At 71.5% G+C, this 23732-nt stretch carries 22 protein-coding genes and 2 riboswitches; of the genes, 13 read left to right on the forward strand and 9 right to left on the reverse strand.

What is annotated here, in order from left to right; genetic code table 11:
• Positions 1–149: 149 nt before the first annotated feature.
• The 4 genes from DY023_RS10345 to thiO form a co-directional block, all read right to left on the reverse strand.
• Positions 150–1298, reverse strand: coding sequence for a ThiF family adenylyltransferase (locus DY023_RS10345; protein WP_220347281.1), 1149 nt, complete (start codon positions 1296–1298; stop codon positions 150–152).
• Positions 1295–2098, reverse strand: coding sequence for a thiazole synthase (locus tag DY023_RS10350; protein ID WP_281271924.1), 804 nt, complete (start codon positions 2096–2098; stop codon positions 1295–1297). The genes DY023_RS10345 and DY023_RS10350 overlap by 4 nt, the downstream gene beginning before the upstream one ends.
• A gap of 21 nt (positions 2099–2119) precedes the next feature.
• Positions 2120–2365, reverse strand: a complete 246-nt coding sequence (gene thiS / locus DY023_RS10355; RefSeq protein WP_116242265.1) for a sulfur carrier protein ThiS — start codon at positions 2363–2365, stop codon at positions 2120–2122.
• Entirely contained in the window at positions 2362–3546 is a 1185-nt protein-coding gene (gene thiO / locus DY023_RS10360) for a glycine oxidase ThiO (protein ID WP_116242266.1), read from the reverse strand. The genes thiS and thiO overlap by 4 nt, the downstream gene beginning before the upstream one ends.
• Positions 3539–3640: riboswitch (TPP riboswitch) on the reverse strand. It overlaps the preceding gene by 8 nt.
• Before the next feature lie 61 nt (positions 3641–3701).
• Between thiO and DY023_RS10365 the strand changes: the two genes are divergently transcribed.
• The 7 genes from DY023_RS10365 (at position 3702) to DY023_RS10395 (ending at position 10811) form a co-directional block, all read left to right on the forward strand.
• A complete protein-coding gene (locus tag DY023_RS10365) occupies positions 3702–4505 on the forward strand; it encodes an HpcH/HpaI aldolase family protein (protein ID WP_116242267.1) in 804 nt (267 codons plus the stop codon).
• A gap of 63 nt (positions 4506–4568) precedes the next feature.
• Positions 4569–5804 (forward strand): MFS transporter, encoded by a 1236-nt coding sequence (locus DY023_RS10370; protein WP_116242268.1) that lies wholly within the window; start codon positions 4569–4571, stop codon positions 5802–5804.
• Between the two features lie 22 nt (positions 5805–5826).
• Positions 5827–6546, forward strand: coding sequence for a DUF6882 domain-containing protein (locus tag DY023_RS10375; protein WP_116242269.1), 720 nt, complete (start codon positions 5827–5829; stop codon positions 6544–6546).
• 38 nt (positions 6547–6584) lie between these two features.
• Positions 6585–7145, forward strand: a complete 561-nt coding sequence (locus DY023_RS10380; RefSeq protein WP_116242270.1) for a hypothetical protein — start codon at positions 6585–6587, stop codon at positions 7143–7145.
• A 195-nt stretch (positions 7146–7340) separates the two neighbouring features.
• A complete protein-coding gene (locus tag DY023_RS10385; protein WP_116242271.1) occupies positions 7341–9884 on the forward strand; it encodes an ATP-binding protein in 2544 nt (847 codons plus the stop codon).
• A gap of 113 nt (positions 9885–9997) precedes the next feature.
• The gene (locus DY023_RS10390) at positions 9998–10249 is read left to right on the forward strand and encodes a DUF4242 domain-containing protein (RefSeq protein ID WP_147303287.1); all 252 of its coding nucleotides are present in this window, start codon (positions 9998–10000) and stop codon (positions 10247–10249) included.
• 1 nt (position 10250) lies between these two features.
• The gene (locus DY023_RS10395) at positions 10251–10811 is read left to right on the forward strand and encodes a hypothetical protein (protein ID WP_116242272.1); all 561 of its coding nucleotides are present in this window, start codon (positions 10251–10253) and stop codon (positions 10809–10811) included.
• A 142-nt stretch (positions 10812–10953) separates the two neighbouring features.
• Here the strand turns inward: DY023_RS10395 and DY023_RS10400 are convergent, their stop codons facing one another.
• Both DY023_RS10400 and glyA read right to left on the reverse strand, forming a co-directional pair.
• Positions 10954–11835 (reverse strand): bifunctional methylenetetrahydrofolate dehydrogenase/methenyltetrahydrofolate cyclohydrolase, encoded by an 882-nt coding sequence (locus tag DY023_RS10400; RefSeq protein ID WP_116242273.1) that lies wholly within the window; start codon positions 11833–11835, stop codon positions 10954–10956.
• Positions 11836–11958: 123 nt separating this feature from the next.
• Positions 11959–13233 (reverse strand): serine hydroxymethyltransferase, encoded by a 1275-nt coding sequence (gene glyA / locus DY023_RS10405; RefSeq protein ID WP_116242274.1) that lies wholly within the window; start codon positions 13231–13233, stop codon positions 11959–11961.
• A gap of 39 nt (positions 13234–13272) precedes the next feature.
• Positions 13273–13357, reverse strand: a riboswitch (ZMP/ZTP riboswitch).
• Positions 13358–13456: 99 nt separating this feature from the next.
• Between glyA and DY023_RS10410 the strand changes: the two genes are divergently transcribed.
• From DY023_RS10410 to DY023_RS10435, 6 genes are all read left to right on the forward strand, one after another.
• Entirely contained in the window at positions 13457–14968 is a 1512-nt protein-coding gene (locus tag DY023_RS10410) for a beta-N-acetylhexosaminidase (protein ID WP_116242275.1), read from the forward strand.
• The gene (nagA, locus tag DY023_RS10415) at positions 14959–16131 is read left to right on the forward strand and encodes an N-acetylglucosamine-6-phosphate deacetylase (protein WP_245958662.1); all 1173 of its coding nucleotides are present in this window, start codon (positions 14959–14961) and stop codon (positions 16129–16131) included. Before DY023_RS10410 ends, nagA begins: the two co-directional genes overlap by 10 nt.
• 426 nt (positions 16132–16557) lie before the next feature.
• Positions 16558–18480: a sigma-70 family RNA polymerase sigma factor gene (locus DY023_RS10420; protein ID WP_116242276.1), complete on the forward strand. Its 1923-nt coding sequence runs from the start codon at positions 16558–16560 to the stop codon at positions 18478–18480.
• 104 nt (positions 18481–18584) lie between these two features.
• A complete protein-coding gene (locus DY023_RS10425) occupies positions 18585–18956 on the forward strand; it encodes a YrdB family protein (RefSeq protein WP_116242277.1) in 372 nt (123 codons plus the stop codon).
• The gene (locus DY023_RS10430; protein ID WP_116242278.1) at positions 18953–20317 is read left to right on the forward strand and encodes an FAD-binding oxidoreductase; all 1365 of its coding nucleotides are present in this window, start codon (positions 18953–18955) and stop codon (positions 20315–20317) included. Before DY023_RS10425 ends, DY023_RS10430 begins: the two co-directional genes overlap by 4 nt.
• Positions 20310–20705, forward strand: coding sequence for an NUDIX hydrolase (locus DY023_RS10435; protein WP_116242279.1), 396 nt, complete (start codon positions 20310–20312; stop codon positions 20703–20705). The genes DY023_RS10430 and DY023_RS10435 overlap by 8 nt, the downstream gene beginning before the upstream one ends.
• 12 nt (positions 20706–20717) lie before the next feature.
• Here DY023_RS10435 and nagB read toward each other — a convergent pair whose 3' ends face one another.
• The 3 genes from nagB to DY023_RS10450 are packed head-to-tail and all read right to left on the reverse strand — an operon-like array spanning position 20718 to position 23655.
• Positions 20718–21497: a glucosamine-6-phosphate deaminase gene (gene nagB / locus DY023_RS10440; protein ID WP_116242280.1), complete on the reverse strand. Its 780-nt coding sequence runs from the start codon at positions 21495–21497 to the stop codon at positions 20718–20720.
• Positions 21490–22467 carry an ROK family protein gene (locus DY023_RS10445; RefSeq protein WP_245958663.1) on the reverse strand — a complete coding sequence of 326 codons (978 nt, stop codon included), beginning with the start codon at positions 22465–22467 and terminating at the stop codon, positions 21490–21492. Before DY023_RS10445 ends, nagB begins: the two co-directional genes overlap by 8 nt.
• Positions 22468–23655: an ROK family transcriptional regulator gene (locus DY023_RS10450; RefSeq protein ID WP_116242281.1), complete on the reverse strand. Its 1188-nt coding sequence runs from the start codon at positions 23653–23655 to the stop codon at positions 22468–22470.
• Positions 23656–23732: the final 77 nt, after the last annotated feature.

The raw sequence follows: 23732 nt of genomic DNA on the forward strand, positions 1-23732 counted from the left end.
CCCCCCCCCCCCCCCCCCCCCCCCCCCCCCCCCCCTGCACCTGGCCGTTGCACCTGGCCCTTGCACCTGGCGGACGAATCTGCGCCGGGCGGCAGACACGCCGACCAGACGTCCGCCATCCGCAGAAACGTCCGCCATCTGTCGGGCCGTCACCGCCCCTGGCTCGCCGCTGCCCAGGCCTCCATACCGCCGGCCAGGTTGCGCAGCGCGGCATCCGCCGGCGCCGACGCGGCGAGCGCATCGATCGCGCGTGCGGAGCGCAGCCCGGCCTGGCACACCAGCACGATGTCCCCGCCGGTGTCGCCGAGTGCCGCGGACACGGCCGGCCATCCGCGATCCAGAATCTCGGGCAGCGGCACATGCGCGGAGCCGGGGATCGCGGATGCCGCACGCTCGGCGTCCGTCCGCACGTCGATGACCGTCAGCCCCGATCCGCCCAGCCGCGCGACGACCTCATCGGCGGAGATGTCGTCCGGCCGCCCCATCGGCACCTCGCACAGCACGGCGATCTCCTCGAGGCTCATGACCGCGGGCCGGTCGGGGTCGGCGGCGAAGCGCAGCTCGTCCCACCCGGCGGCCAGCGCGTCGTAGCGGGCCAGGCGTCCGACGAGCGGCTCGCCGATACCGCAGATGAGCTTGAGCGCCTCGACGGCCATGGCCGATCCGACGACCCCGCAGAGCGCTCCGAACACTCCGCCGACCGCGCAGGACTCGATCGCGTCGGCGTCGGGCACGTCGGGGAACAGGTCGCGCAGCATCGGGCCGCGGCCGGGCAGGAAGACGCTGAGCTGTCCGCTGAAACGATGGATGCCTCCCCACACCACGGGCGTCCCGGTCAACTCGGCTGCGTCGTTCACCAGGTACCGGGTCGCGAAGTTGTCGCTGCCGTCCAGCACCAGATCGTGCGCGGCGAACAGTTCGAGCGCGTTGCCGGGGTGAAGGCGCCCGACCACCGCGGTCACGTCGACGTCGGGATCGAGCCGCGCGGCGGCATCCCGCACAGACTCCGCCTTCGGCCGGCCGAGGTCCGCCTCTCCGTGCAGTACCTGGCGCTGCAGGTTGCTGCGCTCGACCCGGTCGTCGTCGATCACGGTGATCCGGCCGACCCCGGCGGCGACGAGGTACTGCAGGATCGGCGCGCCGAGCCCGCCCGCCCCGATCACCAGCACCCGCGCGGCCGCGATCCGGCGCTGCCCCTGCTCCCCCACGCCCGGCAGCGTCAGGTGCCGTGCGAAGCGCGCGGCGCGGCCGGCGGGCAGCGGCGGCGGCCCTGGGTCGACGAGCGGAGGGATGCTCACAGGTCGGCCTCCGAGGGACGGGCGGCGATCAGTCCGTCCGTCGCCGAGGATGCCAGGGCGAGCGGCCGCCGGGGAATCCGTCCCGCGCCCCGCGCGAGCCTGCCCGCCTCCACCGCGCCCCGCATCGCCCGCGCCATGACCGCCGGATCGTGGGCGCGGGTGACAGCGCTGGCCAGCAGGACCGCATCCACCCCGAGTTCCATCGCGAGCGCGGCATCCGATGCGGTGCCGACGCCGGCGTCGAGCACGACCGGCACCGACGCCCGCTGCACGATCGTCTCGATGTTGTGCGGGTTGAGGATGCCCAGACCGCTGCCGATCGGCGATCCGGCGGGCATCACGGCGGCCGCACCGGCGTCTTCCAGCCTGCGGGCCAGCGCGGGGTCGTCGTTCGTGTAGGCGAACACGTGGAAGCCGTCCGCCACGAGCTGCTCGGTGGCGCGGAACAGCTCGATCGGGTCCGGCAGCAGGGTCTCCTCGTCGGCGATCACCTCGAGCTTGACCCAATCGGTCTCCAGTGCCTCCCTGGCCAGCCGCGCAGTGAGCACGGCATCGCGCGCCGTGTAACACCCCGCCGTGTTCGGCAGGGCGCGGATGCCGAGGCGGTCCAGCAGCGCGAACACCGAATCGCGGCCCTCCGGCGAGAACCGGCGGATCGCGACGGTGGTGAGTTCGGTGCCGGAGGCGACGAGGGCGTCCTCGAGCAGGGCGAGGCTGGTCGCGCCGCCGGTGCCCATGATCAGCCGGGAGGAGAACGGCTCCCCCGCGACGAGGAACGGGTCGGCGATGGTCTGTGCGATGGTGCTCACGGATGCTCCTTCTCAGCCGCCCTGGACGGCGGTGACGATCTCGATCTCGTCGCCTGCGGCGACCTGGTGCGCGGACCAGCGGCTGCGGGGAACGACGGCACCACCCACCGCGACGGCGACGCCGAGGCGGCCTCCGTCGACGCGCGAGCCGTCGTGGTGCAGGGCGTGTCCGGTGAGGCGGACGACGAGGTCGAGAAGAGTGTCCTCAGGACGCGCGTCGATCGCGTCACCGTTCACGCGGATGGTTTCGGTCATCATCGGCCTTTCTGTCCGGCACCGGCGAGTTCGGCGACCGCGGGAGGGGTGAGGTCTGCGAAGGCTCTGCGGGTGCGGACATCCGACGAGAAGCGCAGGGGGTCGACGGCCGCGGCGGTCACTGGATCGATCGGCAGCCCCTCGGCGAGGTCGGCGCCGAGGCGCGCGGCGAGCGGCGCGAGCAGCACACCGTGCCGGTCGTAGCCGGTGGAGATCACGAGTCCCGGCTCGACGGTGCCCAGCAGCGGCAGGGCATCGGGTGTCGCCGGGCGCGGACGGGCGAGCATCTCGACGATCTCGCACTCGGAGATCCCGGGCAGCACCGTCTCCGCGTCGCGCAGCAGAGCGAGCACCGAGCCGGCCTGCACGCCTGCCACACCGCCCTCGCGCACGGAGGCGCCGAGCACGACGGTGCCGTCGTCGCGCGGGACGACATAGACCGGGCGCCCGCGCACCTGCGCGCGCACCGTGCGGGTGAGCAGCGGACGCAGAGCCACGGGCACGCGTAGCCGGAGGATGTCTCCCCACACCGGCCGCAACGGCAGCGCGGGCAGTCCGTCGATGCCGGCGATGCCGAGCCCGGCGGCCGCGATCACCACGTCGGCGTCGATCTCCTCCCCCGTCGTGAGCCGGATGCCGGTGACGCGGCCATCCCTGCGGACGACGTGGCAGACGCGCTCCTCGCGGAGACGCTCGCCGAGGATCTCACGCAGCGCGGCCGTGACCCGGCGCGGATCGATGCTGTGGTCCTCGGCCGCGAGCACGGCAGAGGTCACCGCGGGCCCGAGCGCGGGCTCGAGGTCGCGCGCGGCGCTGCCGGTCAGGCGCTGCACCGGCACACCGTGCGCGCTCTGCAGCTCGCCGAGTTCGAAGAGGGCGGCACGATCCGCGGCGTCCGCTCCGACCGCGAGCGTGCCGCTCATGCGGTACCCCACGTCGCGCCCGCCGGCCGTCTCCAGAGTGGCGACGAATGCGGGGTACAGCGCGGCGGAGGCGCGCGCCAGCGGCAGCAGGTCGTCCTGCCCCCAGGCAGCCTCGGCGGCCGCCGCCAGCATCCCTGCGGCGGCACGACTGGCGCCGTTCGCGGGCTCGGGGTCGATGGCGACGACATCGTGGCCACGGCGGTCCAGTTCGGTGGCGGTCGCCAGCCCGATGATCCCCGCGCCGATCACAGCGGTGCGCATTGCGTGCCCTTTCCTACGACGGCATGACCCGTATCAGGTTCAGCGGTCGGCACGTGGCCCTCTCAGCCTCTGACAGGCTCCCGCGGACGCCTCTACCCTATAGGTGTGTGGTGCCGCTTCCGGCCCATCCCCTCAATGACGATCGAGGAGCATCAATGGCACTGCAGCTCGCCCCCACCTTCCGCGCCCGGCTCGCCGAGAGCGACCGAGCACTCGTCGGCATGTGGGCGTGCTCTGGTTCCCCTCTGGTGACGGAGGTCGCCGCGGGGTCCGGTCTGGACTGGCTGCTCATCGACATGGAGCACTCCGCGAACACGCTGGAATCGGTGCTGGTGCAGCTGCAGGTCTCCGCCGCCTACCCGATCACGCCGATCGTCCGCGCACCCTTCAACGACACGGTCATGATCAAGCAGATCCTCGACCTCGGCGCGCAGAACCTCATCGTGCCCATGGTCTCCTCCGCGGAGGAGGCGCGTGCGGCGGTGCGCGCCGTGCGGTACCCGCCGGCCGGAGTGCGCGGCGTGGGCAGCGCGCTGGCGCGCAGCGCCCGCTGGAACCGCGTCGACGGCTACCTTCAGGACGCCGCCGAGCACACCACGCTGATCGTGCAGATCGAGACCGCCGCCGGCGTGGATGCCGCGGCGGAGATCGCCGCCGTCGACGGCGTGGATGCCGTGTTCGTCGGGCCCAGCGACCTGGCGGCCTCGATGGGCCACCTCGGCGAGCAGACGCACCCGGATGTGCTCGCGGCGGTCGCCAGGGCGTTCGCCGCGGTGAAGGATGCCGGCAAGCCGGTCGGCGTGAACGCCTTCGACCCGGTCGCGGCCGAGGAGTACATCGCGCACGGCACCGACTTCATCGCGGTCGGCGCCGACGTCGCCCTCCTGGCCCGGGCGTCCGAGGCCCTCGCGACGCGCTTCATCCCGGCATCCGACTCCGCACAGCGCGCGTCGTACTGACAGCTGGGGATCCGCGCATCCGCCGTGCCAGAATCGACGGATGCGCTTCCTGAGAACCTCCCGATGAGCCGCGGCCTCGCGGCTCTCGGCGACCGCAACTTCCGCTGGTTCTTCCTCGCACGGGCGATCACGCTGATCACGGGCTCGATGTCGTCGATCGCCCTGGCCTTCGCCGTGCTCGACATCGACAACCACCCGGAGAGCCTCTCCTTCGTGCTGGCCGCCTTCACGGTCTCGAACATCGTGTTCGTGCTGTTCGGCGGCGTGGTCGCCGACCGCCTTCCGCGCGCCCTGGTGATCCAGGCCTGCTACGTGCTCGACATCCTGTCGATCGGCACCGTCGCGGTACTGTTGTTCACCGGCACGGCGAGCATCCCCGCGATGGTCGGGCTGGCGGCGCTCAACGGGGCATCGACCGCCTTCGTGCTGCCGGCGATGCAGGGCATCATCCCGCAGCTGACGACTCCGGCGCATCTGCAGCAGGCGAACGCGATGCTGTCGTTCGTGCGATCGGCGGTGACGATCGGCGGTCCGGTGATCGCGGGCGTTCTGGTGTCCACCGTGGGACCGGCATGGGCGATGGTGGTGCAGGTGCTGGGCTGGCTCGCCGCCATCCCCATCCTCGCGATGGTGAAGCTGCCGCCGCCCGCGGGTTCGGGCGAGTTCTCACTGTTCGCCGATCTGCGCACCGGGTGGACCGAGTTCTGGAGCCGCTCCTGGTTGTGGACCATCGTGCTGGCGTTCATGATCATGAACGCGATCCACGTCGGCGCCTGGGGCGTCGTCGGCCCCTACATCGCGAAGAACGATGACCGCCTCGGCATCTCCGGCTGGGGCTGGGTGGTCAGCGCCGAGGGCGTGGGGGTGCTGCTGATGACGCTGATCCTGATGCGCTTCCCGCTGCGCCGGCCGCTGCGGCTCGGCATGATCGGCATGGCGGTCTTCGCGATCCCGCTCACCGTGCTCGGTGTGCATCCTGCGGTGGTGCTGCTCGCGATCGCGGCGTTCCTCGCCGGCGCCGGCGGCGAGATCTTCAGCACGGGCTGGAGCCTCGCGATGATGGAGAACATCCCCGGAGACATGCTGTCCCGAGTGTCCAGCTACGACATGCTCGGCAGCTTCGTCGTGATGCCGATCGGCACCCTGGTCTACGGGTGGCTGATCACGCGCGCCGATCCGGCGACGGTGCTCGTCACCTCCGGCATCCTCTACGCCGTGATCGCCCTGTCGGCCCTCGCCGTGCCGAGCGTGTGGCGGATGGGGCGCCCGGAGGGTGCGATCGCCGTGGCCGATTCATAGAGATCTGGCGCACACTGAGTTCATGACCTTCGATGCGCTCCGCCCGCTCGCCGCACGGGCGGCCCTGTTCTCCGCCCTCCGCCAGGATCAGTTCGTCATGGCCGTCGACGCGCTCGGCGAGCACCGCTGGGACGCCGACCTGGACACAGGGACCATCACCTTCACCTCGGCCGCCGACCCCTCGCGCCGGATCACCGCGACCGCGCACCTGATCGCCTCGGTCTCGCCCGAGGCCCGGTCGGTGCTGTGGGGGTGGGCGCACCCGATGGGCACGCCGGACGGCGTGGCCGTGAAACTGCGCGACTACGGCTCGCAGTACGGTCTGCCCGCGCTCGCGGAGGGCGAGACGCCGTTCCCCGATGGCATCGCCGACCTCGATGCCTGGGTGATCGACGCCGCGCACGTCGTGGGCGGCACCGCGGGCGAGCTGACCGGTCGCGCGCCCTACTTCGCCGCGGATGCCGGTGGCGGCACCCGCGCCGTCTTCGTGCTCGACGGGGTGCTCGGCCCGCTCACGGTCGCGGACGCGGTCGTCGCGCTCCCGCGCATCCTGGCATCCGCCGAACTGACCGACCCGCGCACGTCGGTGTGGGACCTCGCGCGGCTCGCGGCGTGGAACCTGCAGTGGACCGACGACGCGTTCACCGGCGCCGTCGTGACGGATGCCACGGGCTCGGCGACTTTCCGCTTCGATGAGCGCGCGCGGATCGCCGGCATCGAGAGCTCGCTCGCCACGACCTGACCCGCGCTCCGACCTCCCCGGTGTGCGAAGCTGGACGGATGCGTAACGCCATCGTCCGCTTCGCGGCGCTTTACGTCTTCAACGTCGTCGTCCTGCTCGTGCTCGGGCTGGTGCTGCCCTCGGTGTACGTCGGCTGGAACGCGCTCTGGGCGTCGGTCATCCTCACCGCCGCCGCCCTCGCGCTGAAGCCGTGGCTGCTGAAGAGGTTCCGTTCGTCGGCGGCGAAGTCCGCACACGAACGGTCCGGCTTCGGCGAGAAGATCGTGCAGTACGCGATCGTCTTCCTCGTCGAGCTGATCATCTGGGCCGCCACCGTGCTGCTCAGCGGCGTCTCCGTGAGCGGGTTCTTCTGGGGCTGGGTGCTGCCCCCGGTGGTGCTCCTGATCGGCTGGGTGATCTACGACCGCTTCGACGACCGGCTGCGGGCGAAGGCCGGCCAGGTCTACGACGCGACCTCGGCGAAGATCACCGGCAGGAAGCCGTCGGCGCCGTCGGCGCGCACGTCGCCGGCATCCGACTCCGCGGCGACGACGGCCGCCCGCGACGAGCCGGCCGACGGCCTCACCCCCGAACAGCGCCGGATGCTCGACGAGCTCTGACCCGCGGCATCCGGCCGCCCAGCGCGGCCGCCGAACCCCCGCCACAGCGCCGAACCCCCGTCACAGCGCCGAAACCCCGTCTGATTTTCGTGAATCAGGCGGGGTTTCGGCGACTGCGGGGGGTCTTGCCGAGACCACGGGGCGCCTCCGACGGAACCGCTGGCGCGAGGCAGGCCGTGCGCGCACAATCAGTACATGGCGCTGATGGAGCGCGAGGCGGCCCTCTGCTCGCTGGCGGAGTACGCGGCCGATGCCCGCGACGGGCACGGCTGCGTCATCCTCGTGCCCGGCGAGGCCGGGGCCGGCAAGACCGCCCTGGTCGACGAGTTCCTGCGCACCACCCCCGCCGAGCGCATCCTGCGGGCCGCCTGCGACGGACTGTCCACTCCGCGTCCGCTCGGCCCGCTCTTCGATCTCGCCGAGGCCGCGCCCGGGGCGCTCGCCGATGCCGTGTCGCGCGGCGATGAGCGGGAGGCTCTGTTCCGGGTGCTTCTGGACGAGCTGACGCAGGCCGCATCCACGGTGCTCGTGATCGAGGACCTGCAGTGGGCGGACGCGGCGACGCTGGATCTGCTGCGATTCCTCGGACGCCGGCTGACCGGGCTGCCAGTCGCGTTGGTGGTGACCTATCGCGACGACGCCATCGGCCCGGGCGGCGCCCTCCGCCGGGCGCTGGGAGATCTCGCGCATCTGCCCGGCCTGCGCCGCATCGTCCTGCCGGGGCTGTCGGAGCACGCGATATCGATGATCATCAGCGACCTGGACGGCGTGCGCGCCCACGTCGACGCTGGCGAGGTGCATCGCCTGACCGGCGGCAATCCTTACCTGATCACAGAACTGCTCAGCTGCCCCGCCGACGAGATCCCGCCGTCGGTGCGGGACTCCGTGCTGGCGCGGCTGGCCGAGCTGGACGATGCCGTCCGGGCCGCCGCCGAGGTCGCCTCGCTCGCGGGCACGGTCATCGACCCCGCGTTGCTCGGCCGCCTCGGCACCCCGGCAGGTGCGGTCGATGCGATGATCGACGCGGGAATCGTGCTCTCGGACCGCGCGAGCGTGCGGTTCCGACACGAACTGACGCGCCGGGCGATCGAGCACGAGATCCCCGCACATCGACGGGTGCTCCTGCACCGTCGTCTGCTGACCGCGCTGCGCGCTCTCAGCTGCACCGACGACGTGCGGCTCGCCCATCACGCCGAAGGTGCGCAGGATGCCGAGGCCGTGCTGCGTCACGCGCGGGCGGCCGGCGCCCGGGCATCCGTGCTGGCCGCCCACCGCGAGGCCGCGACGCAGTACGAGCGCGCCCGGCGCTTCGCGACGGACGCCGACGAGCCGCTGCGCATCGAGCTGGACTCGCTCCTGGCCGACGAGTACCTTGTTCTCGATCGCAAGGACGAAGGGGCCGCCCTGCTGCGATCCGCCGCGGACGCGTGGGAACGGCTGGGCGACGCCCGCCGTCAGGGCGACGCGCTGCGACGCCTCTCCCGGGCGCTCCCCGGCGCGGCCGGCCGGCCGGCGGCGGCGCGCGCCGTCGAGGTGCTGTCGACGCTCGGTCCGTCGCCTGAACTGGCGTATGCCTGGGAGACCGTCGCCGCGCAGAACATGTACCTCGATCCCGTGGCGGGCGACGCGGCGGCCATGGCGGCGATCGAGCTGGCCCGGCGGTTCGCCCTGCCGGCCGTGCAGAGCTCCGCACTGAACACGCAGGCGTGCATCCGCGCGCAGTCCCCCGGCGACGCCTGGGCCGAGCCCATGCGGCGGGCGCTGTCGGTGGCCATCGCCGAAGGGACGCACGTCCAGGCCGCCCGCGCGTACGCGAACACCGCGTCGATCCTCAGCGCACGGCGCGACTACGCCGCGTCCGAACGGTGGGCGCGCGAGGGGCTGGCGTTCTGCGAGGAGCACGACGACTTCGCCTACACGCGGTGCCTGCGAGGAGTGCAGGCGACGAACCTCACCGAGCAAGGCAGCTGGGCCGAGGCGTCGGCGGTCGCGGAGCGCATCCTGGGCGAGGGCGGCAGTGCGGACAACCTCAGCATCGCACTGGACTGCCTCGCCGCGATCGCGATCCGCCGCGGCGACGACGACGCTCCGGAGAAGCTGGCCGCCCTCGCCGACGTCGGCGCCATGGACGGCATGTGGTGCACCGCCGCACGCGTCGCCCTGCTGCGCGCCGAGGCCGCCTGGCTGCGCGGTGACGACGACGAGGCCCGCCGTGCGCTGCCGGATGCGGTGGCGCTGGAGACCGAGCTCGACGACGTCGATCGCATCACCTATCAGACGTGGGCGCGGCGCCTGGGTATCCCCTACCGCGCCGGCGCCCTCCCCGATCCCCGCCGGCTCGCCTGCGAGCTGGACGAACACGGCGCGCAGTACGACGCCGCTCTCGCCTTCGCCGACACGGATGAGACCGGGATGCGCGACGCGATCGGCCGTCTCGAGCGTCTCGGTGCGCATCCCGCCGCCGAGCGCATCCGCCGCGATCTGCGCGCGCAGGGCGCTTCCGCTCCCGCTTCCCCGCGGGCGGCGACGCGTCGGCATCCGCTGGGTCTGACGGTCCGCGAGGCCGAGGTGCTGACGCTGCTGCAGCAGGGACACAGCAACGCCGAGATCGCCGCCGCTCTCGTCATCTCGCCGAGGACCGTCGACCACCACGTGTCGGCGGTGCTCGGAAAGCTCGGCGTCTCCAGCCGCACCGCCGCCGTCACCACCGCGGCCGCCGCCCTTGCACCGGCAATATAGGCGTCCGGGCGGCGGAAAATGGGCGGTTCCGCCGATCCGGAGCCGGCGCAGTGAGACCTACCGTCGGAGTGTCGCGGCCACCCGGGCCGCGAGCGGAACGGAAGGAGAGGGCCATGCCTCTGTTCATGGATATCCACGAGCTGGACGGTCCGGTCACCGCGGCCGACGTCGCCCAGGCGCACGCCGCCGATCTGCAGACGCAGGGCCAGTACGGGGTGTCGTACCGGCGCTACTGGGTCGACGAGGAGGGCGGTCGGATCTTCTGCCTCGTCGAAGCGCCCAGCGCTGAGCTCGCCACCAGCGTGCACCGAGAGGCGCACGGTCTGGTGGCGACGCGCATCCACCCCGTGCAGGAGGGCAGTTGAGATGGCCGGGCGAGCGACTCGCGCGGCCGTGGCCATGGCGCTGGTGCTGATGCTCGGCGGCACGGCGGCCAGTCCCGCCCTCGCAGCTGGCAAGCCGCACGAGAAGCAGCTGGATCCGGTCCGGGACGCGCTCGCGGTGTACGCCGACTTCGACGGCGCCGCCCGTCTGTCCGACTACCCGGCGGGCCCCGTCCCGAAGCTCTCCGGCGAGACGTGCATCATCGATCCCGAAGGCATGGGAGCGATGGGGGAGCACTACGTCGAGCCGGGCGATGTCGGTGACGGGATGATCGATGCACTGCACCCCGAGGCGCTCATCTACGAGCCTCAAGACGACGGCTCCCGCGAGCTCGTCGGCGTGGAGTACCTCGTCTTCCAGGAGGCCTGGAACACGGAGCACAATCAGGTGCCGATGCTGTTCGGTCAGAAGTTCATGGCGTTCGACGAGACGAACCCGTATGGGCTGCCGCCGTTCTACGCACTGCATGCCTGGCTGTGGCGCGCCAACCCGCACGGGGTGTTCGCCATGCACAACCCCGCGGTGACCTGCCCGCAGGAGTGAACTGCCCGGCCCCACCACTTGCTGAGCGTCGAAACCTGCCACTCCACCGAAACCCCGCCTCAGTGCCGAAACCCCGCCTGATTTGCGTGAATCAGGCGGGGTTTCGGCGACAGCGGGGGTCTCGGCGAGCGTGACGAGGGCGTCAGGCGAGGGTGCGCTCGGCTGCCTCGACGACGTTCGTCATGAGCAGCGCCACGGTCATCGGCCCCACGCCACCCGGGTTCGGCGAGAGCCAGCCGGCGACCTCGGCGACATCCGGATGCACATCGCCGTAGACCTTGCTCTTGCCGGTCCCGGCGTCCGTCTCGCGGGTGACGCCCACATCGAGCACGGCAGCGCCGGGCTTGACGTCCTCGGCCCTGATGAGATGCTTCACTCCGGCTCCGGCCACGATCACGTCGGCCGTGCGCAGGTACGGCGACATGTCCGGCGTGCCGGTGTGCACCTGGGTGACCGTGGCGTTGATGTCACGACGGGTGAGCAGCAGCCCCATCGGGCGACCGATCGTGACGCCGCGGCCGACCACGACCACGTGCTTGCCCTTCAGGTCGTAGTCGTTGCGCAGCAGCAGCTCGATCACGCCGCGCGGCGTGCACGGCAGCGGAGTGCTGATCGGCGCGTTCGCATTGAGCACGAGCCGGCCGAGGTTGGTCGGGTGCAGACCGTCGGCATCCTTGGCCGGGTCGATCCGCTCGAGGATCGCGTCGGTGTCGAGGTGCTTCGGCAGCGGCAGCTGCACGATGTAGCCGTGGCACGCCGGATCGGCGTTCAGCTCGTCGATCAGCGCCTCGACCTGCTCCTGCGTGGCGTCCGCCGGCAGCTCGCGCTGGATCGAGTTCATCCCGATCGCCTCGGACTGCTTGTGCTTCATCCCGACGTACAGCTGGGATGCGGGGTCGGCCCCCACGAGCACGGTGGCGATGCCCGGCACCACGCCGCGCTCACGCAGCGCCGCGACGCGTTCGGTGAGTTCGGCCTTGATCTCCGCCGCAGCGGCCTTGCCGTCGAGAACTCTCGCGGTCATGTCTGTGCCTTCTTCCTGGGGTCCTGCGTCTCGTCGCTTCGCTCCTCGCTCAGGAGCCGGTACAAGGCGGCTCCTGAGCGAGCGCAGCGAGACGAAGGACGTCCGATCGGGATGCGTGGGTGCTTACTGCTGCAGGTCGGGGTACAGCGGGAACGCTGCGGCGAGCGCGTCGACGCGGGTGCGCAGTGCGTCGACGTCGGCGTTCGGCTGAAGCGCCAGGGCGATCACGTCGGCGACCTCGGTGAACTCGGCGTCGCCGAAGCCGCGGGTCGCCAGTGCGGGGGTGCCGATCCGGAGGCCGCTCGTCACCATCGGCGGGCGAGGGTCGTTCGGCACCGCGTTGCGGTTCACGGTGATGTGGATGTCGTGCAGCAGGTCCTCGGCCTGCTTGCCGTCGATCTCGGCGTCGCGCAGGTCGACCAGCACGAGGTGCACGTCCGTGCCGCCCGAGCGCACGGCGATGCCGGCATCCTTCACGTCCTGCTGCGAGAGGCGGTCCGCGATGATCGCGGCGCCGCGCAGCACGCGCTCCTGGCGCTCCTTGAACTCCGGCGTGCCGGCGATCTTGAACGCGGTCGCCTTGGCGGCGATGACGTGCATGAGCGGGCCGCCCTGCTGCCCGGGGAAGACGGCGGAGTTGACCTTCTTCGCGATCTCGGCGTCGTTGGTGAGGATGAAGCCGGAGCGGGGACCGCCGATGGTCTTGTGCACGGTCGACGAGACGACGTGCGCGTGCGGCACCGGGTTCGGGTGCAGGCCCGCGGCGACGAGACCGGCGAAGTGCGCCATGTCGACCCAGAGCAGGGCCCCCACCTCGTCGGCGATCGCGCGGAACGCGGCGAAGTCGAGGGTGCGCGGGTAGGCCGACCAGCCGGCGATGATGACCTTCGGCTTGTGCTCGATGGCGAGGCGGCGCACCTCGTCCATGTCGATGGTCGAGGTCTCGGGGTTCACGCCGTAGGCGACGATGTCGTACAGACGGCCCGAGAAGTTGATCTTCATGCCGTGCGTGAGGTGGCCGCCCTGGTCGAGCGACAGGCCCAGCAGCGTGTCGCCGGGCCGGGCGATGGCGTGCAGCACGGCGGCGTTCGCGGTGGCGCCGGAGTGCGGCTGGACGTTGGCGAACTCGGCGCCGAACAGCTCCTTGGCGCGGGCGATCGCGAGTTCCTCGGCGACGTCGACCTCTTCGCAGCCCCCGTAGTAGCGGCGGCCCGGATAGCCCTCGGCGTACTTGTTGGTCAGCACCGAGCCCTGCGACTGCAGCACCGAGACCGGCACGAAGTTCTCGGAGGCGATCATCTCGAGGAAGGTCTGCTGACGTGCGAGCTCCCGGTCGAGCACCTGCGCGATCTCGGGATCGACCTCGGAGAGCGGTGCGTTGAAGAAGCGGTCGGTCATGGCGGTTTCCTGCTTTCTCACGGGAAAAGGGGATGGATTCGCATCGGCCCAGGCGCGCGGTCGATTCCCATGAGAAGTCGCTCCCCGGTGGTGACCCACCCAGACGCCAGTCGCGACGAGGAAGAGCCTACCCGATGGCCGTCCACGGCGGCTGCCGCAATCTTCTCGGAATCCGGACTTCCTGTCTCTCCCGTGCGACGCGCCATCAGGATAGATTTTGTTCATGGCCCTTCCTGATTCCCTGCCGCTCGTCCCCCACCCCGCCGACGTCCGCAGAGAAGAGGGGGTGATCCCCCTGGACGGCGCCCGGATCTCCGGCGACGCCGTCGTCGCCGGACAGCTGCGCGACGCGCTGGTCGCGCGCACCGGAATCCGTTCGCAGATCGTCGGCGAGGGAGCGGATGCCGAGATCGTGCTGTCCGTCGACCCGGCCGCCGGGGCGGCCGAGGGCTACGTCCTCGACACGCTCGGCGACGGCATCCGCATCACCGGTGCCGACGCGGCCGGCCTCTTCTACGGCACCCGCACGTTGCTGCAGCTGCTGCAGGAGTCGGATGCCGGCTGGGCCGTGCCCCGGGTGCGCATCGAGGACGCTCCGCGCTTCGCCTACCGCGGCATGATGCTCGACGTGGCAAGGCACTTCTTCGGCGTCGAGGATGTCAAGACCTACATCGACCGCGCGGCGGATCTGAAGTTCAACCACCTGCACCTTCACCTGACCGACGACCAGGGCTGGCGCCTCGAGATCGACTCCTGGCCGCTGCTCACGGAGCGGGCCGCCGGCAGCGACACCACAGGAGGAGAGGGCGGCTTCTTCACGAAGGATCAGTACCGCGAGATCCTCGCGTACGCGGCGGAGCGGCACGTCACCGTCGTGCCCGAGATCGATCTGCCCGGCCACACGCACGCGGTGGGGATCGCCTACCCCGATCTGGTCGAGGAGCCCTGGCTCAGCGAACAGTCGATCGCCGAACAGGCGGCGCTCGGCATCCCGCTGCCGGTCCACGGCGAGTACTACCGCGGGGCGGCCGTCGGACACTCCTCGGTGCGCATCCACGAGGAGCGCACCTACGACTTCATCTCCGACGTTCTGCGCGAGGTCGCCGAGCTCACCCCCGGCCCGTACCTGCACATCGGCGGAGACGAGTGCCTCGGCACGCCCGCCGCGGACTTCGCGCAGTTCTTCGAGAGGGTCACCCGCATCGCCGCGGACACCGGCAAGACCCCGATCGCCTGGCACGAGGCCGGCGCCGTCGCCGGCATGGCAGAAGGCACGATCGGGCAGTACTGGGGCAGCGTCGAGCCGAAGGGTTCGCATGCCGAAGAAGCCGCGCATTTCGTAGAGCGGGGCGGCGCGCTGATCATGTCACCGTCCGATCGCGCCTACCTCGACATGAAGCCCACCCCGGACTTCCCGCTCGGACTCGTCTGGGCCGGCATCGTACCGGTGCGCGCCGCCTACGAGTGGGAGCCGACCGCCGTCGTGCCCGGCCTGCCTGCGGAAGCGATCCTCGGCATCGAGGCGCCGCTGTGGACCGAGACGGTGACGAGCATCGCGGCGGGCGACACCCTGGTGTTCCCGCGCATCGCCGCCCACGCCGAGACCGCGTGGTCGCCGAAGGACGGCGCCGAGCGCACCTGGGACTCGTTCCGCACGCGGGTCGCGGGCCTCGCCCCCGCATGGGAGGCTTCGGGTATCGAGTTCAGCCGTTCTGAGGAGATCGCATGGGCATGACGCACAGCTCGGCGGAGGGTTCGCTGCTGCTCCATTCCGCACGTCTGGTGAACGACGGCTTCATCGTGGATGATGCCTGGGTGCTCATCGAGAACGGCCGGGTCGCCGAGCTCGGAGTCGGCAGGGACCTGCCCGATGCCGGCACCGTCGTCGATGTGTCCGAGCTTGCGGGTCCCGGAGCGATCCTCACACCCGGTTTCATCGACATCCACGGCCACGGCGGCGCGGGTGCGGCTTTCGACGACGGCATCGCCGCCATCCGCACCGCGCGGGACATGCACCGCTCGCGCGGCACCACCCGGGCGGTCGTCTCGCTGGTGACCGGCTCCCTGGATGCTCTGGAGGCCCGAGTCGCCGAGATCGCCGACCTGCGTGAGACGGATGCCGACATCCTGGGCAGCCACCTGGAGGGGCCGTTCCTCGACCCCGGCCACAAGGGCGCCCACGACCCCGAGCTGCTCCGGGATCCGACCGCCGACGACGTGCAGCGGCTGCTCGATGCGGGCCGCGGCACGGTGCGGCAGATGACGATCGCGCCGGAGATCCCCGGTGGGCTCGAGGCGTTGCGTGTCGTCGTCGCCAGCGGGGCCGTCGCCGCTGTCGGGCACACGGATGCCGACGACGACGTCGTGCGGGCGGCATTCGACGCCGGTGCGACGATCCTCACCCACGCCTTCAACGCGATGCGTCCGATCCACCACCGCGACCCGGGCCCTGTGCTCACCGCCGCCGCCGACCACCGGGTGACGCTGGAGGCGATCGTCGACAACATCCACCTGCACCCGCACGTCACCAAGCTGCTCTTCGACGAGGCGCCGGGCCGCGTGGCCCTGATCACCGACTCCATGGCGGCCGCGGGCTCCGTCGACGGCGAGTACTCGCTGGGCGGGCTGCGCGTCACCGTCCGGGACGGCGTCGCGCGGGTCGACTCCGGCTCGATCGCCGGATCGACGCTGACGCAGGATGCCGCGCTCCGCAACGCGGTGGCGGCCGGAGTGCCTCTGTCCGAGGCCGTACGCGCCCTCACCGAGACCCCAGCCGCCGCGATCGGCTTCGGCGAGGAACTCGGTTCGCTGCGCCCGGGGATGCTCGGCGACGCCGTTCTTCTGGATGCCGACCTTCGGGTCGTCAGCGTCTGGACCGGGGCGCGCCCCGCGCGCTGATCCGATTCCGAGAACAGAAGAGGCCGTCGCCCCCAGTAGCCACGGCCTCTTCCCCTGTTCGGGTCAGGTCCCCAAAACCTGAGAGCCGGCGGGGCCCGGGAGCTCCTCCCCCGAGGACCCCGGGCCCGCCGACCGGCGCGTTACCCTGCACCGGCTGTCGTCCGCACCGCCCCCCGGTGGCACGTGCGACATGCTCTACGAATGAGACGGCGGTCCACGCGTTTCATTACGCGGGTTTCGCAGAAACTTTTCCGAGAGGTTCATCCGCAGTCGCCGGGAGTCGCCCCGACTTGTCCACAGGGGCTTTCCGAATCGTGGAGTTGGGGTGAGAATGGGTGAGGCGCGTGACAGTTCCGGAGTTCACGCGTCTCTTCCTGTGAGACCACTCCCGTGGTCCGGGAAGCTCCATCGGCCTTGGAAAGATCTGTGCACGACGACACCACCGACGAACTGACGGCAGACGCCGACCTCGTCCTCCGCACCCGCTCGGGTGATGCCGCAGCATTCGGCGAACTCTGGCGTCGGCACTATCCGTCCGGAATGGCGGTCGCCCGCTCGATCACCTCGACGATCGACGCCGACGATCTGGTGCAGGAGTCCTACGCCCGCATCTACCAGGCGATCCTGAAGGGCGGCGGCCCGAACGGCTCGTTCCGCGCCTATCTGTTCACCAGCATCCGCAACACCGCCGCCGCGTGGGGCCGCTCCCGACGCGAGACCGCGATCGACGAACTCGACACCGTCGCCGACCCGTCCAGCACCGATCAGGCGGCCGAGGAGGCGCTCGACCGCGGGCTGACCGCGCAGGCGTTCCGCAGCCTTCCCTCGCGCTGGCAGGAGGTGCTCTGGTACTCCGAGATCGAGCAGATGAAGCCGGCCGAGATCGCGCCGCTGCTCGGTATGAAGGCCGGCGCGGTCTCACAGCTCGCGTTCCGCGCCCGCGAGGGACTGCGCGAGGCGTGGATCCAGGCTCACCTGCGCAGCGCGGAACCGGGGTCGGACTGCCAGTGGACCATCGAGCATCTCGGCGCGTACTCGCGCGGCAACCTGGGCGTGCGCGACAGGAAGCGGCTCGAGTCGCATCTCGACGAGTGCGCACGGTGCATGATCGTCGCAGCCGAGGCGAAGGACGTCTCCAGCCGCCTCGCCCTCGTGCTGCTCCCCCTCGTGCTGGGCGTGGCAGGTGCCGGCGGCTACCTCGCGGCGCTGCAGGGCGGCGGCACCCCGATCGTCGCGCTCGCGGCGATGCCTTCCGGTGTCGTCGAGGGCGCGGTCGTCGCCAGTGCCGGAGCAGGTGCGGCCGCATCCGGTCAGGCCGGCGGATCGGCCGCGGGTGCAGGCGGCTCCGGGGCATCCGGCGGATCGCTCGGCGGTATCGGCGCGCTCGTCGGTGCCGGTTCGGCTGCGCTCCTCGTGGCGGGTGTCGTAGCCGCCGTCGCAGTCGTCCCCGGAATGATGAACGCCTCCCCGGCGACCTCGCAGCCCTCCGCCGGCGATGACGACCCGTCGTCGATCGCGTCCGAGGTCTCGCCCGACCAGTCGGTGCTCGGCAAGCAGCCGGTCGTGATCGAGATCGACGACGAGCAGCAGCCGGATGAGCCGGACGCGGTGGAACCCCCGGCGTCGGACGCCGACACCGATGTGTACGCCGCACCGGACTCGCCCGCGCTCCTCGAGCCGGCGCCGCCTGCCGAGACGGCGAAGCCCACGACGCCGCCCACGGAGCCGTCCGACCCCGGCACCGACCCGGGAACCGATCCCGGCACCGACCCGGGAACCGATCCCGGCACCGACCCGGAGCCCCCGGCGGAGGGACTCGTCCGGGGACCGGCGACGTTCTGGGAGGACGCGAACGGGCGGGTGCACGCATCCATCCCCGTCGGCGGCACCCCGGGTGCGACCGTCGAGGCGCAGCTGGGCGGTGCGCCCGGTCTGAGTGCACGAACCGTGCTCGACGGGGCGGGCACCGGCACCATCGATCTGGTCCTGCCCACCGGGCACCTCACGACCGGCACCGATGTCGCGCTTCGCAGCACGGTCGGGCAGACCGCGGGCGAGTGGCAGCACACGACGCTCGGCGCGCTGGGTTGGACCGGTTCGATCCCCGAGTCGGGTGCCGACGAGCAGGTCGACAGCTCTCCCGAGGAGACGCCGGCCCCGGCACCGGCCCCCGCGCCGACCGATGACCCCGCTCCGGCGCGTCTTCCCGCTCCGGCCCCCGCCGTCGAAGAAGAGGCGGCGGATGCGACGCCGGCGGATGCCGACGCCGCCATCTCGGACGCGGAGAACGCCCCGGACGCCGTAGCTCCCGACGCGCTGGTCGTCGCCGTTTCGGAGCCCGCCGGCTGAACCCGCCGAAGCGCGTCGCACCCCCGTCCGGACGGTCGCGTGACCGGGCCTCGTCCTCGCCCCTTCGGCCGTTCGGCTCCGGAGCCACGAACTAGACTTGAGACATGCCGCAGGACTCCGCCGCCGTTCCGGGCGTGAACCGCCCGAACATCACCCCGCTCGAGATCGTCCGCGCGATCGTGCTGATCGTCGCCCTGTTCTCCCTCGGGCTCTGGGGCTTCGTGTCCTGGCCTCTGCCCATGAACCTCGTGTTCGGCATCGGCCTGCCGCTGATCGTGCTGGTGGTGTGGGCGCTGTTCCTCTCGCCGAAGCCCGTGCTGCGGCTGCATCCGTTCCTGCGGGCCGTCGTCGAACTGCTGATCTACGTCGCCGTCACCCTCGCCTGGTGGGCGATGGGCCAGGGCTGGGCGGGCATCGCCTTCGCCGTCGTCGCCGTGGGCGCAGGACTGATCTCCGGGCGTCGCGCGCTGTCATGACCGCCCTGGAGCGGCTCCGCGAGGTGCTGGGCGGGCTCGTCGACACCGAGCCCGCTGCGCTCGAGGCCGCGCGCTCCGATCGTTCGGGACATGCCGCGCAGGGACGCCCGCTGGCGGTCGTGCACGCCGAGACCGTCGAACACGTGCAGCAGACCCTGCGTATCGCCACGGCGACCGGCACGCCGGTCGTCGTCCGCGGAGCCGGCACGGGCCTGGCAGGTGCGGCGAACGCCGGAAGCGGCGAGATCGTCCTCTCCACCGCCCGGATGACCCGCGTCCTCGAGGTGCGGCCGGAAGACCTGCTGGCCGTCGTCGAGCCGGGCATCCTGAACGCCGATCTGAACACCGAGCTCGATCGGTACGGCCTGTGGTGGGCGCCGGATCCGGCCAGCCGTGAGATCTCGACCGTCGGCGGCAACATCGCCACCGGTGCCGGCGGGCTGCTGTGCGCGAAGTACGGGGTGGTCCGCGACGCGGTACTGGCCGTCGACCTGGTGCTGGCCGACGGCCGCCTGCTGCACCTGGGACACCGTTCGGTGAAGGGCGTCACCGGTCTCGACCTGACCTCGCTGGTGATCGGCTCGGAGGGGACGCTCGGCGTCATCGTGGGGGCGACGCTGCGGCTCCGCCGCCGCGTCGAAGGCGAGGTCTGCACGCTCGCCGCACTGTTCCCCGGGGTGCGCGACGCCGCTGCGGCCTCCGCCGCTGTGACTGCGGCCGGTGCGCAGCCGGCGATCATGGAGCTGATGGACGCCGCGAGTCTCGAGGCCGTGCACGCCCTGCTCGGGATCCCCGCACCGGTGCCCGGCGCCGCGCAGCTCACGATCCGCACCGACGGCCCCGCCGCCCGTGCCGAGGCCGAGCGCATCGTCGGCGTCCTCCGGGCCGCGGGCGGTGACGTCGCGTGGAGCGCGGATGCCGAGGAGGGCGAGCGCCTGCTCGCGATCCGCCGGTCGATGCACGCCGCGATGGCGAGCCTGGGCACCACGCTCATCGAGGACGTCTCGGTGCCGCGCAGTGCCATGCCGGCGATGTTCGACGAGATCGCTCGGATCGAGCAGGCCTACGGCATCCGGATCCCCACCGTCGCGCACGCCGGCGACGGGAACCTGCATCCGAACTTCATCATCGACGGCGACGAGGTGCCGCCGCACATCTGGGAGGCCGCCGGCGAGCTGTTCCGCGCCGCGCTGCGCCTGGGCGGCACGCTGACCGGCGAGCATGGCATCGGCACGCTGAAGAGCCGCTGGCTGGCCGAAGAGCTCGGCGACGACCAGTGGGAGCTGCAGCGGCAGATCGTGCGCGTCTTCGACCCGCAGGGCATTCTCAACCCAGGAAAGGTGTTCGCTCCCCATGACTGACATCCACGTGAGCGCGGCCGTCATCACCGACAGCGAAGGACGTGCGCTGCTGGTGCGCAAGAACGGCACAGAGCGCTTCATGCAGCCCGGGGGCAAGCCCGAGGCCGGCGAGAGCGCAGCGGAGACGCTGGTGCGGGAACTGCGCGAGGAACTGGGCCTTGTCGTGTTCCAGGACCAGCTGCGCCCGCTCGGCACGTTCGTGTCGGAGGCCGCCAACGAACCGGGTCACCGCGTGGTCGCGACCGCGTTCGCCATGACCGCCGAGCCCGACGACGTCGTCGTGCAGGCCGAGCTCGCCGAGCTGCGCTGGATCGCCGAGTCCGAGCAGGGTTCGCTCCCCCTGGCGCCGCTCAGCGAGGAGCATCTGCTCCCGATCGCCTGGGGCTGAATCCCTCGAGGGTCAGATGCCCTGCCAGGCGGGCTTGTTCGCGAAGGTGTAGCGGTAGTAGTCCGCGAGCTTCAGCTTCGACGCCGCGGCCTCGTCGACGACGACGGTCGCGTGCTCGTGCAGCTGGATGGCGGATGCCGGCAGGATGGCCGACACCGGGCCCTCGACGGCGTCGGCGATCGCCTGCGCCTTGCCCTCGCCGAAGGCCAGCAGCACGAGGTGCCTGGCGCGCAGGATGGTGCCCAGTCCCTGCGTGATGCAGTGTCGCGGAACCTGGTCGATCGAGTCGAAGAAGCGTGCGTTGTCCTCACGGGTCTGCTCGGTGAGCGTCTTCACGCGCGTGCGCGAGGCGAACGAGGAGCCGGGCTCGTTGAAGCCGATGTGCCCGTCGGTTCCGATGCCGAGGATCTGCAGGTCCACTCCGCCGGCGGCCTCGATCGCCGCCTCGTAATCGGCCCCGGCGTGCTGGATCGTCTCATCGGACCCGTTCGGCACGTGCACGCGGGCGGGGTCGAGTCCGAGCGGCTCGACGACCTCGCGGGTGATCACCGAGCGGTAGCTCTCGGGGTGCGCAGGGTCGAGTCCGACGTACTCGTCGAGTGCGAAGCCGCGCACCTGCGACAGGTCACGCCCCTCGACGCGCTGCGCGAGCGCCTTGTAGACGCCCAGCGGCGTGGAGCCGGTCGCCAGCCCCAGTACGGCATCGGCCTTGCGGTCCAGCAGCTCGACGATCTCCTGGGCGACCAGCGCGCCGGCGGCAGCTGCGTTCTCGACGATGACGACTTCAGCCATGAGCGGCGGTCTCCTTCACGGGGATGGTGCACTCGACCGGTGCCGCGACCAGCAGAGCGGCGCCGAGGGCCGCGACCGGTGATCCGGTCGGCAGCAGTTCGATTCTCTCATCGAGACGCAGCGAGCGCATGAACGCGGAGTTCTCGGCGTCGGCCCGCAGCGTCTGCACGATGTCGGCCTCCAGCCGCGCGCCGAGAGCGGTCAGCCCGCCGCCGATGACGACGGTCTCGACGTCGACCGAGAGCACCAGGATGCGCACGGCGGCCGCCGCTCCCCTGGCGAGGTCGGCACGGAGCCCCGCGGCCACGGGGTCACCGGCCTCTGCTGCGTCGAAGATGTCGAGCACGGGCAGCTCGCCCGGGCGTCCCCACGCCCGCGCCAGTGCCCCGCCGCCGCACAGCGTCTCGACGCAGCCGCGCTGGCCGCATCCGCACACGCGACCGTGCGGATCGACCGAGATGTGCCCCACTTCACCGGCGCTGCCGTGCATGCCGCGCCAGATGCGGCCGTCGGTGATGACGCCGGCGGCGACGCCGGTGCCGAGGTTGAGGTACGCCATGGAGGCGTCGCCGGGGCGCAGCGAGGCGGCTCCCAGGGCGGCGGCCTTGACGTCGTTCTCCACGGCGAACGGCGCGTCGATCACCGGCCGGGCGCGCTCGGCGATGTCGAGCGACTCGACCCCGAGGTTGACGGCGTGCAGCACGCGGCCGGAGGCGCTGTCCACCATGCCGGGGATGCCGACCCCGACGGAGGCGATGTCGGAGATGCTGAAGCCGGCCTCGTCGGCGAGCGCGAAGGTGGTCTCGATGATGCCCTGCACGACCGCGTCCGGGCCCCAGCCGGTGGGGCGGCGCACGCGCCCGACGATCTCGCCCGAGCCGTCGACGGCGACGGCATCCGTCTTGGTTCCGCCGACATCAAGGCCCACTCGTATGGCCCGGCCTTCCAGCCGGGCGATCCCTGCCGCCATCTACGAGACTCCCAGCTGACCGGACAGGACCATCACCGCGGCACCGCGCAGCACGATGTCGTCTTGATGGGTGAGACGGATGGCGACATCGTCGAAGATCCCCTCCAGGGTGCGGGCTCGCAGTGTGCTGATCGCCGCGTCGATGAGGACGTCGCCGAGCAGCTCGGGTGGTCCGGAGAGCACGATATCGGACAGGTCGAGGGCTGCGACGATCGGCGCGATGCCGATGGCCATCCGTGCACCGGCGTCGCGGAGGATGTCGTCGCGGGCGGACGGATCCTCCTCGATCGCGGCCGTGAGGCGGGTGACGTTGACCCAGGCCTCGAGGCAGCCGTCCTTGCCGCAGACGCAGCGCGGTCCGCCGTCGGTGCCGACCACGACGTGGCCGATCTCCCCCGCGGCGAAGCGGCTGCCGAGCAGCGGCTGGCTGCCGGTGATCAGCCCGGCGCCGACGCCGCGGCCGATCTTGATGAGCATGAAGTCGCTGCGCTCCTCACCGAAGGTGTACTCGGCGAGGACTGCGGCGTTGGCGTCGTTGCGGACGATGACCGGAAGGTCCAGGTCGAGACCGAGGCGGGACTCGAGCGGGAAGCCGTGCCAGCCGAGGTTGGGCGAGCTGAGCACGACGCCGTCCGAACGCACGATGCCCTGTGCGCCGATTCCGACGCCGAGCAGCGGGCGGGTGGATGCCGCGACCAGCTCGCGGGCGAGGGCCAGCGTGGCCGCGTAAGCGGCATCGCCGTCCATGTCATCAGGCCTGGCCACCGTGCGTCTCTCGACGACGTCGCCGTCCAGGCTCATCACGGCGCCCTCGAAGTACGTCGGCCCCGAGAGGTCGATGCCGATGATCTGATGTCCGCCGCGGTCGATGTCGACGAGGATCGGCGGCTTGCCGGGCCCCACCGTCTCGCGCACGCCGATCTCGACGACGATGCCGTCGGCGATGAACTCCGCGACCAGATCGGAGATCGTCACCCTGGTCAGTCCGGTCTCACGCGACAGGTCGGCGCGACTCATGGCCCCGGAGTGGTACAGCGTCTGCAGGACGAGGGCGCGGTTGTGCCCGCGCGCGTGCTCGGGGAGAACCTTGGCACGGGACCGCAGGCGCCGCACGGGTCCGAAGGCGTGCGCCGGCGCGCCGAGGTGATCCATCGACGTCGGCGTGCGCAGTTCATCCGGTTCGGACATGTTTGTTAGTAGACCTTACGAACAAAATTTTCGCAACCCTTCTCGCCCGCGCGGGCGACCAGGTTACCGAAACGTTA

This window comes from Microbacterium bovistercoris, from assembly GCF_003387575.1.
Classification (GTDB): Bacteria; Actinomycetota; Actinomycetes; order Actinomycetales; family Microbacteriaceae; genus Microbacterium; species Microbacterium bovistercoris.

Excerpts from the sequence above, each read along its gene's own strand:
- DY023_RS10385 (WP_116242271.1), top strand. The coding sequence starts at position 7,341 with ATGGCGCTGATGGAGCGCGAGGCGGCCCTCTGCTCGCTGGCGGAGTAC.
- DY023_RS10445 (WP_245958663.1), bottom strand. The coding sequence starts at position 22,467 with ATGGCGGCAGGGATCGCCCGGCTGGAAGGCCGGGCCATACGAGTGGGC.
- glyA (WP_116242274.1), bottom strand. The coding sequence starts at position 13,233 with ATGACCGACCGCTTCTTCAACGCACCGCTCTCCGAGGTCGATCCCGAG.
- nagB (WP_116242280.1), bottom strand. The coding sequence starts at position 21,497 with ATGGCTGAAGTCGTCATCGTCGAGAACGCAGCTGCCGCCGGCGCGCTG.
- DY023_RS10395 (WP_116242272.1), top strand. The coding sequence starts at position 10,251 with ATGGCCGGGCGAGCGACTCGCGCGGCCGTGGCCATGGCGCTGGTGCTG.
- thiS (WP_116242265.1), bottom strand. The coding sequence starts at position 2,365 with ATGATGACCGAAACCATCCGCGTGAACGGTGACGCGATCGACGCGCGT.
- DY023_RS10390 (WP_147303287.1), top strand. The coding sequence starts at position 9,998 with ATGCCTCTGTTCATGGATATCCACGAGCTGGACGGTCCGGTCACCGCG.
- DY023_RS10365 (WP_116242267.1), top strand. The coding sequence starts at position 3,702 with ATGGCACTGCAGCTCGCCCCCACCTTCCGCGCCCGGCTCGCCGAGAGC.
- DY023_RS10425 (WP_116242277.1), top strand. The coding sequence starts at position 18,585 with ATGCCGCAGGACTCCGCCGCCGTTCCGGGCGTGAACCGCCCGAACATC.
- nagA (WP_245958662.1), top strand. The coding sequence starts at position 14,959 with ATGGGCATGACGCACAGCTCGGCGGAGGGTTCGCTGCTGCTCCATTCC.
- DY023_RS10370 (WP_116242268.1), top strand. The coding sequence starts at position 4,569 with ATGAGCCGCGGCCTCGCGGCTCTCGGCGACCGCAACTTCCGCTGGTTC.
- DY023_RS10400 (WP_116242273.1), bottom strand. The coding sequence starts at position 11,835 with ATGACCGCGAGAGTTCTCGACGGCAAGGCCGCTGCGGCGGAGATCAAG.
- DY023_RS10380 (WP_116242270.1), top strand. The coding sequence starts at position 6,585 with ATGCGTAACGCCATCGTCCGCTTCGCGGCGCTTTACGTCTTCAACGTC.
- DY023_RS10450 (WP_116242281.1), bottom strand. The coding sequence starts at position 23,655 with ATGTCCGAACCGGATGAACTGCGCACGCCGACGTCGATGGATCACCTC.
- DY023_RS10435 (WP_116242279.1), top strand. The coding sequence starts at position 20,310 with ATGACTGACATCCACGTGAGCGCGGCCGTCATCACCGACAGCGAAGGA.
- DY023_RS10430 (WP_116242278.1), top strand. The coding sequence starts at position 18,953 with ATGACCGCCCTGGAGCGGCTCCGCGAGGTGCTGGGCGGGCTCGTCGAC.
- DY023_RS10410 (WP_116242275.1), top strand. The coding sequence starts at position 13,457 with ATGGCCCTTCCTGATTCCCTGCCGCTCGTCCCCCACCCCGCCGACGTC.
- DY023_RS10375 (WP_116242269.1), top strand. The coding sequence starts at position 5,827 with ATGACCTTCGATGCGCTCCGCCCGCTCGCCGCACGGGCGGCCCTGTTC.
- thiO (WP_116242266.1), bottom strand. The coding sequence starts at position 3,546 with ATGCGCACCGCTGTGATCGGCGCGGGGATCATCGGGCTGGCGACCGCC.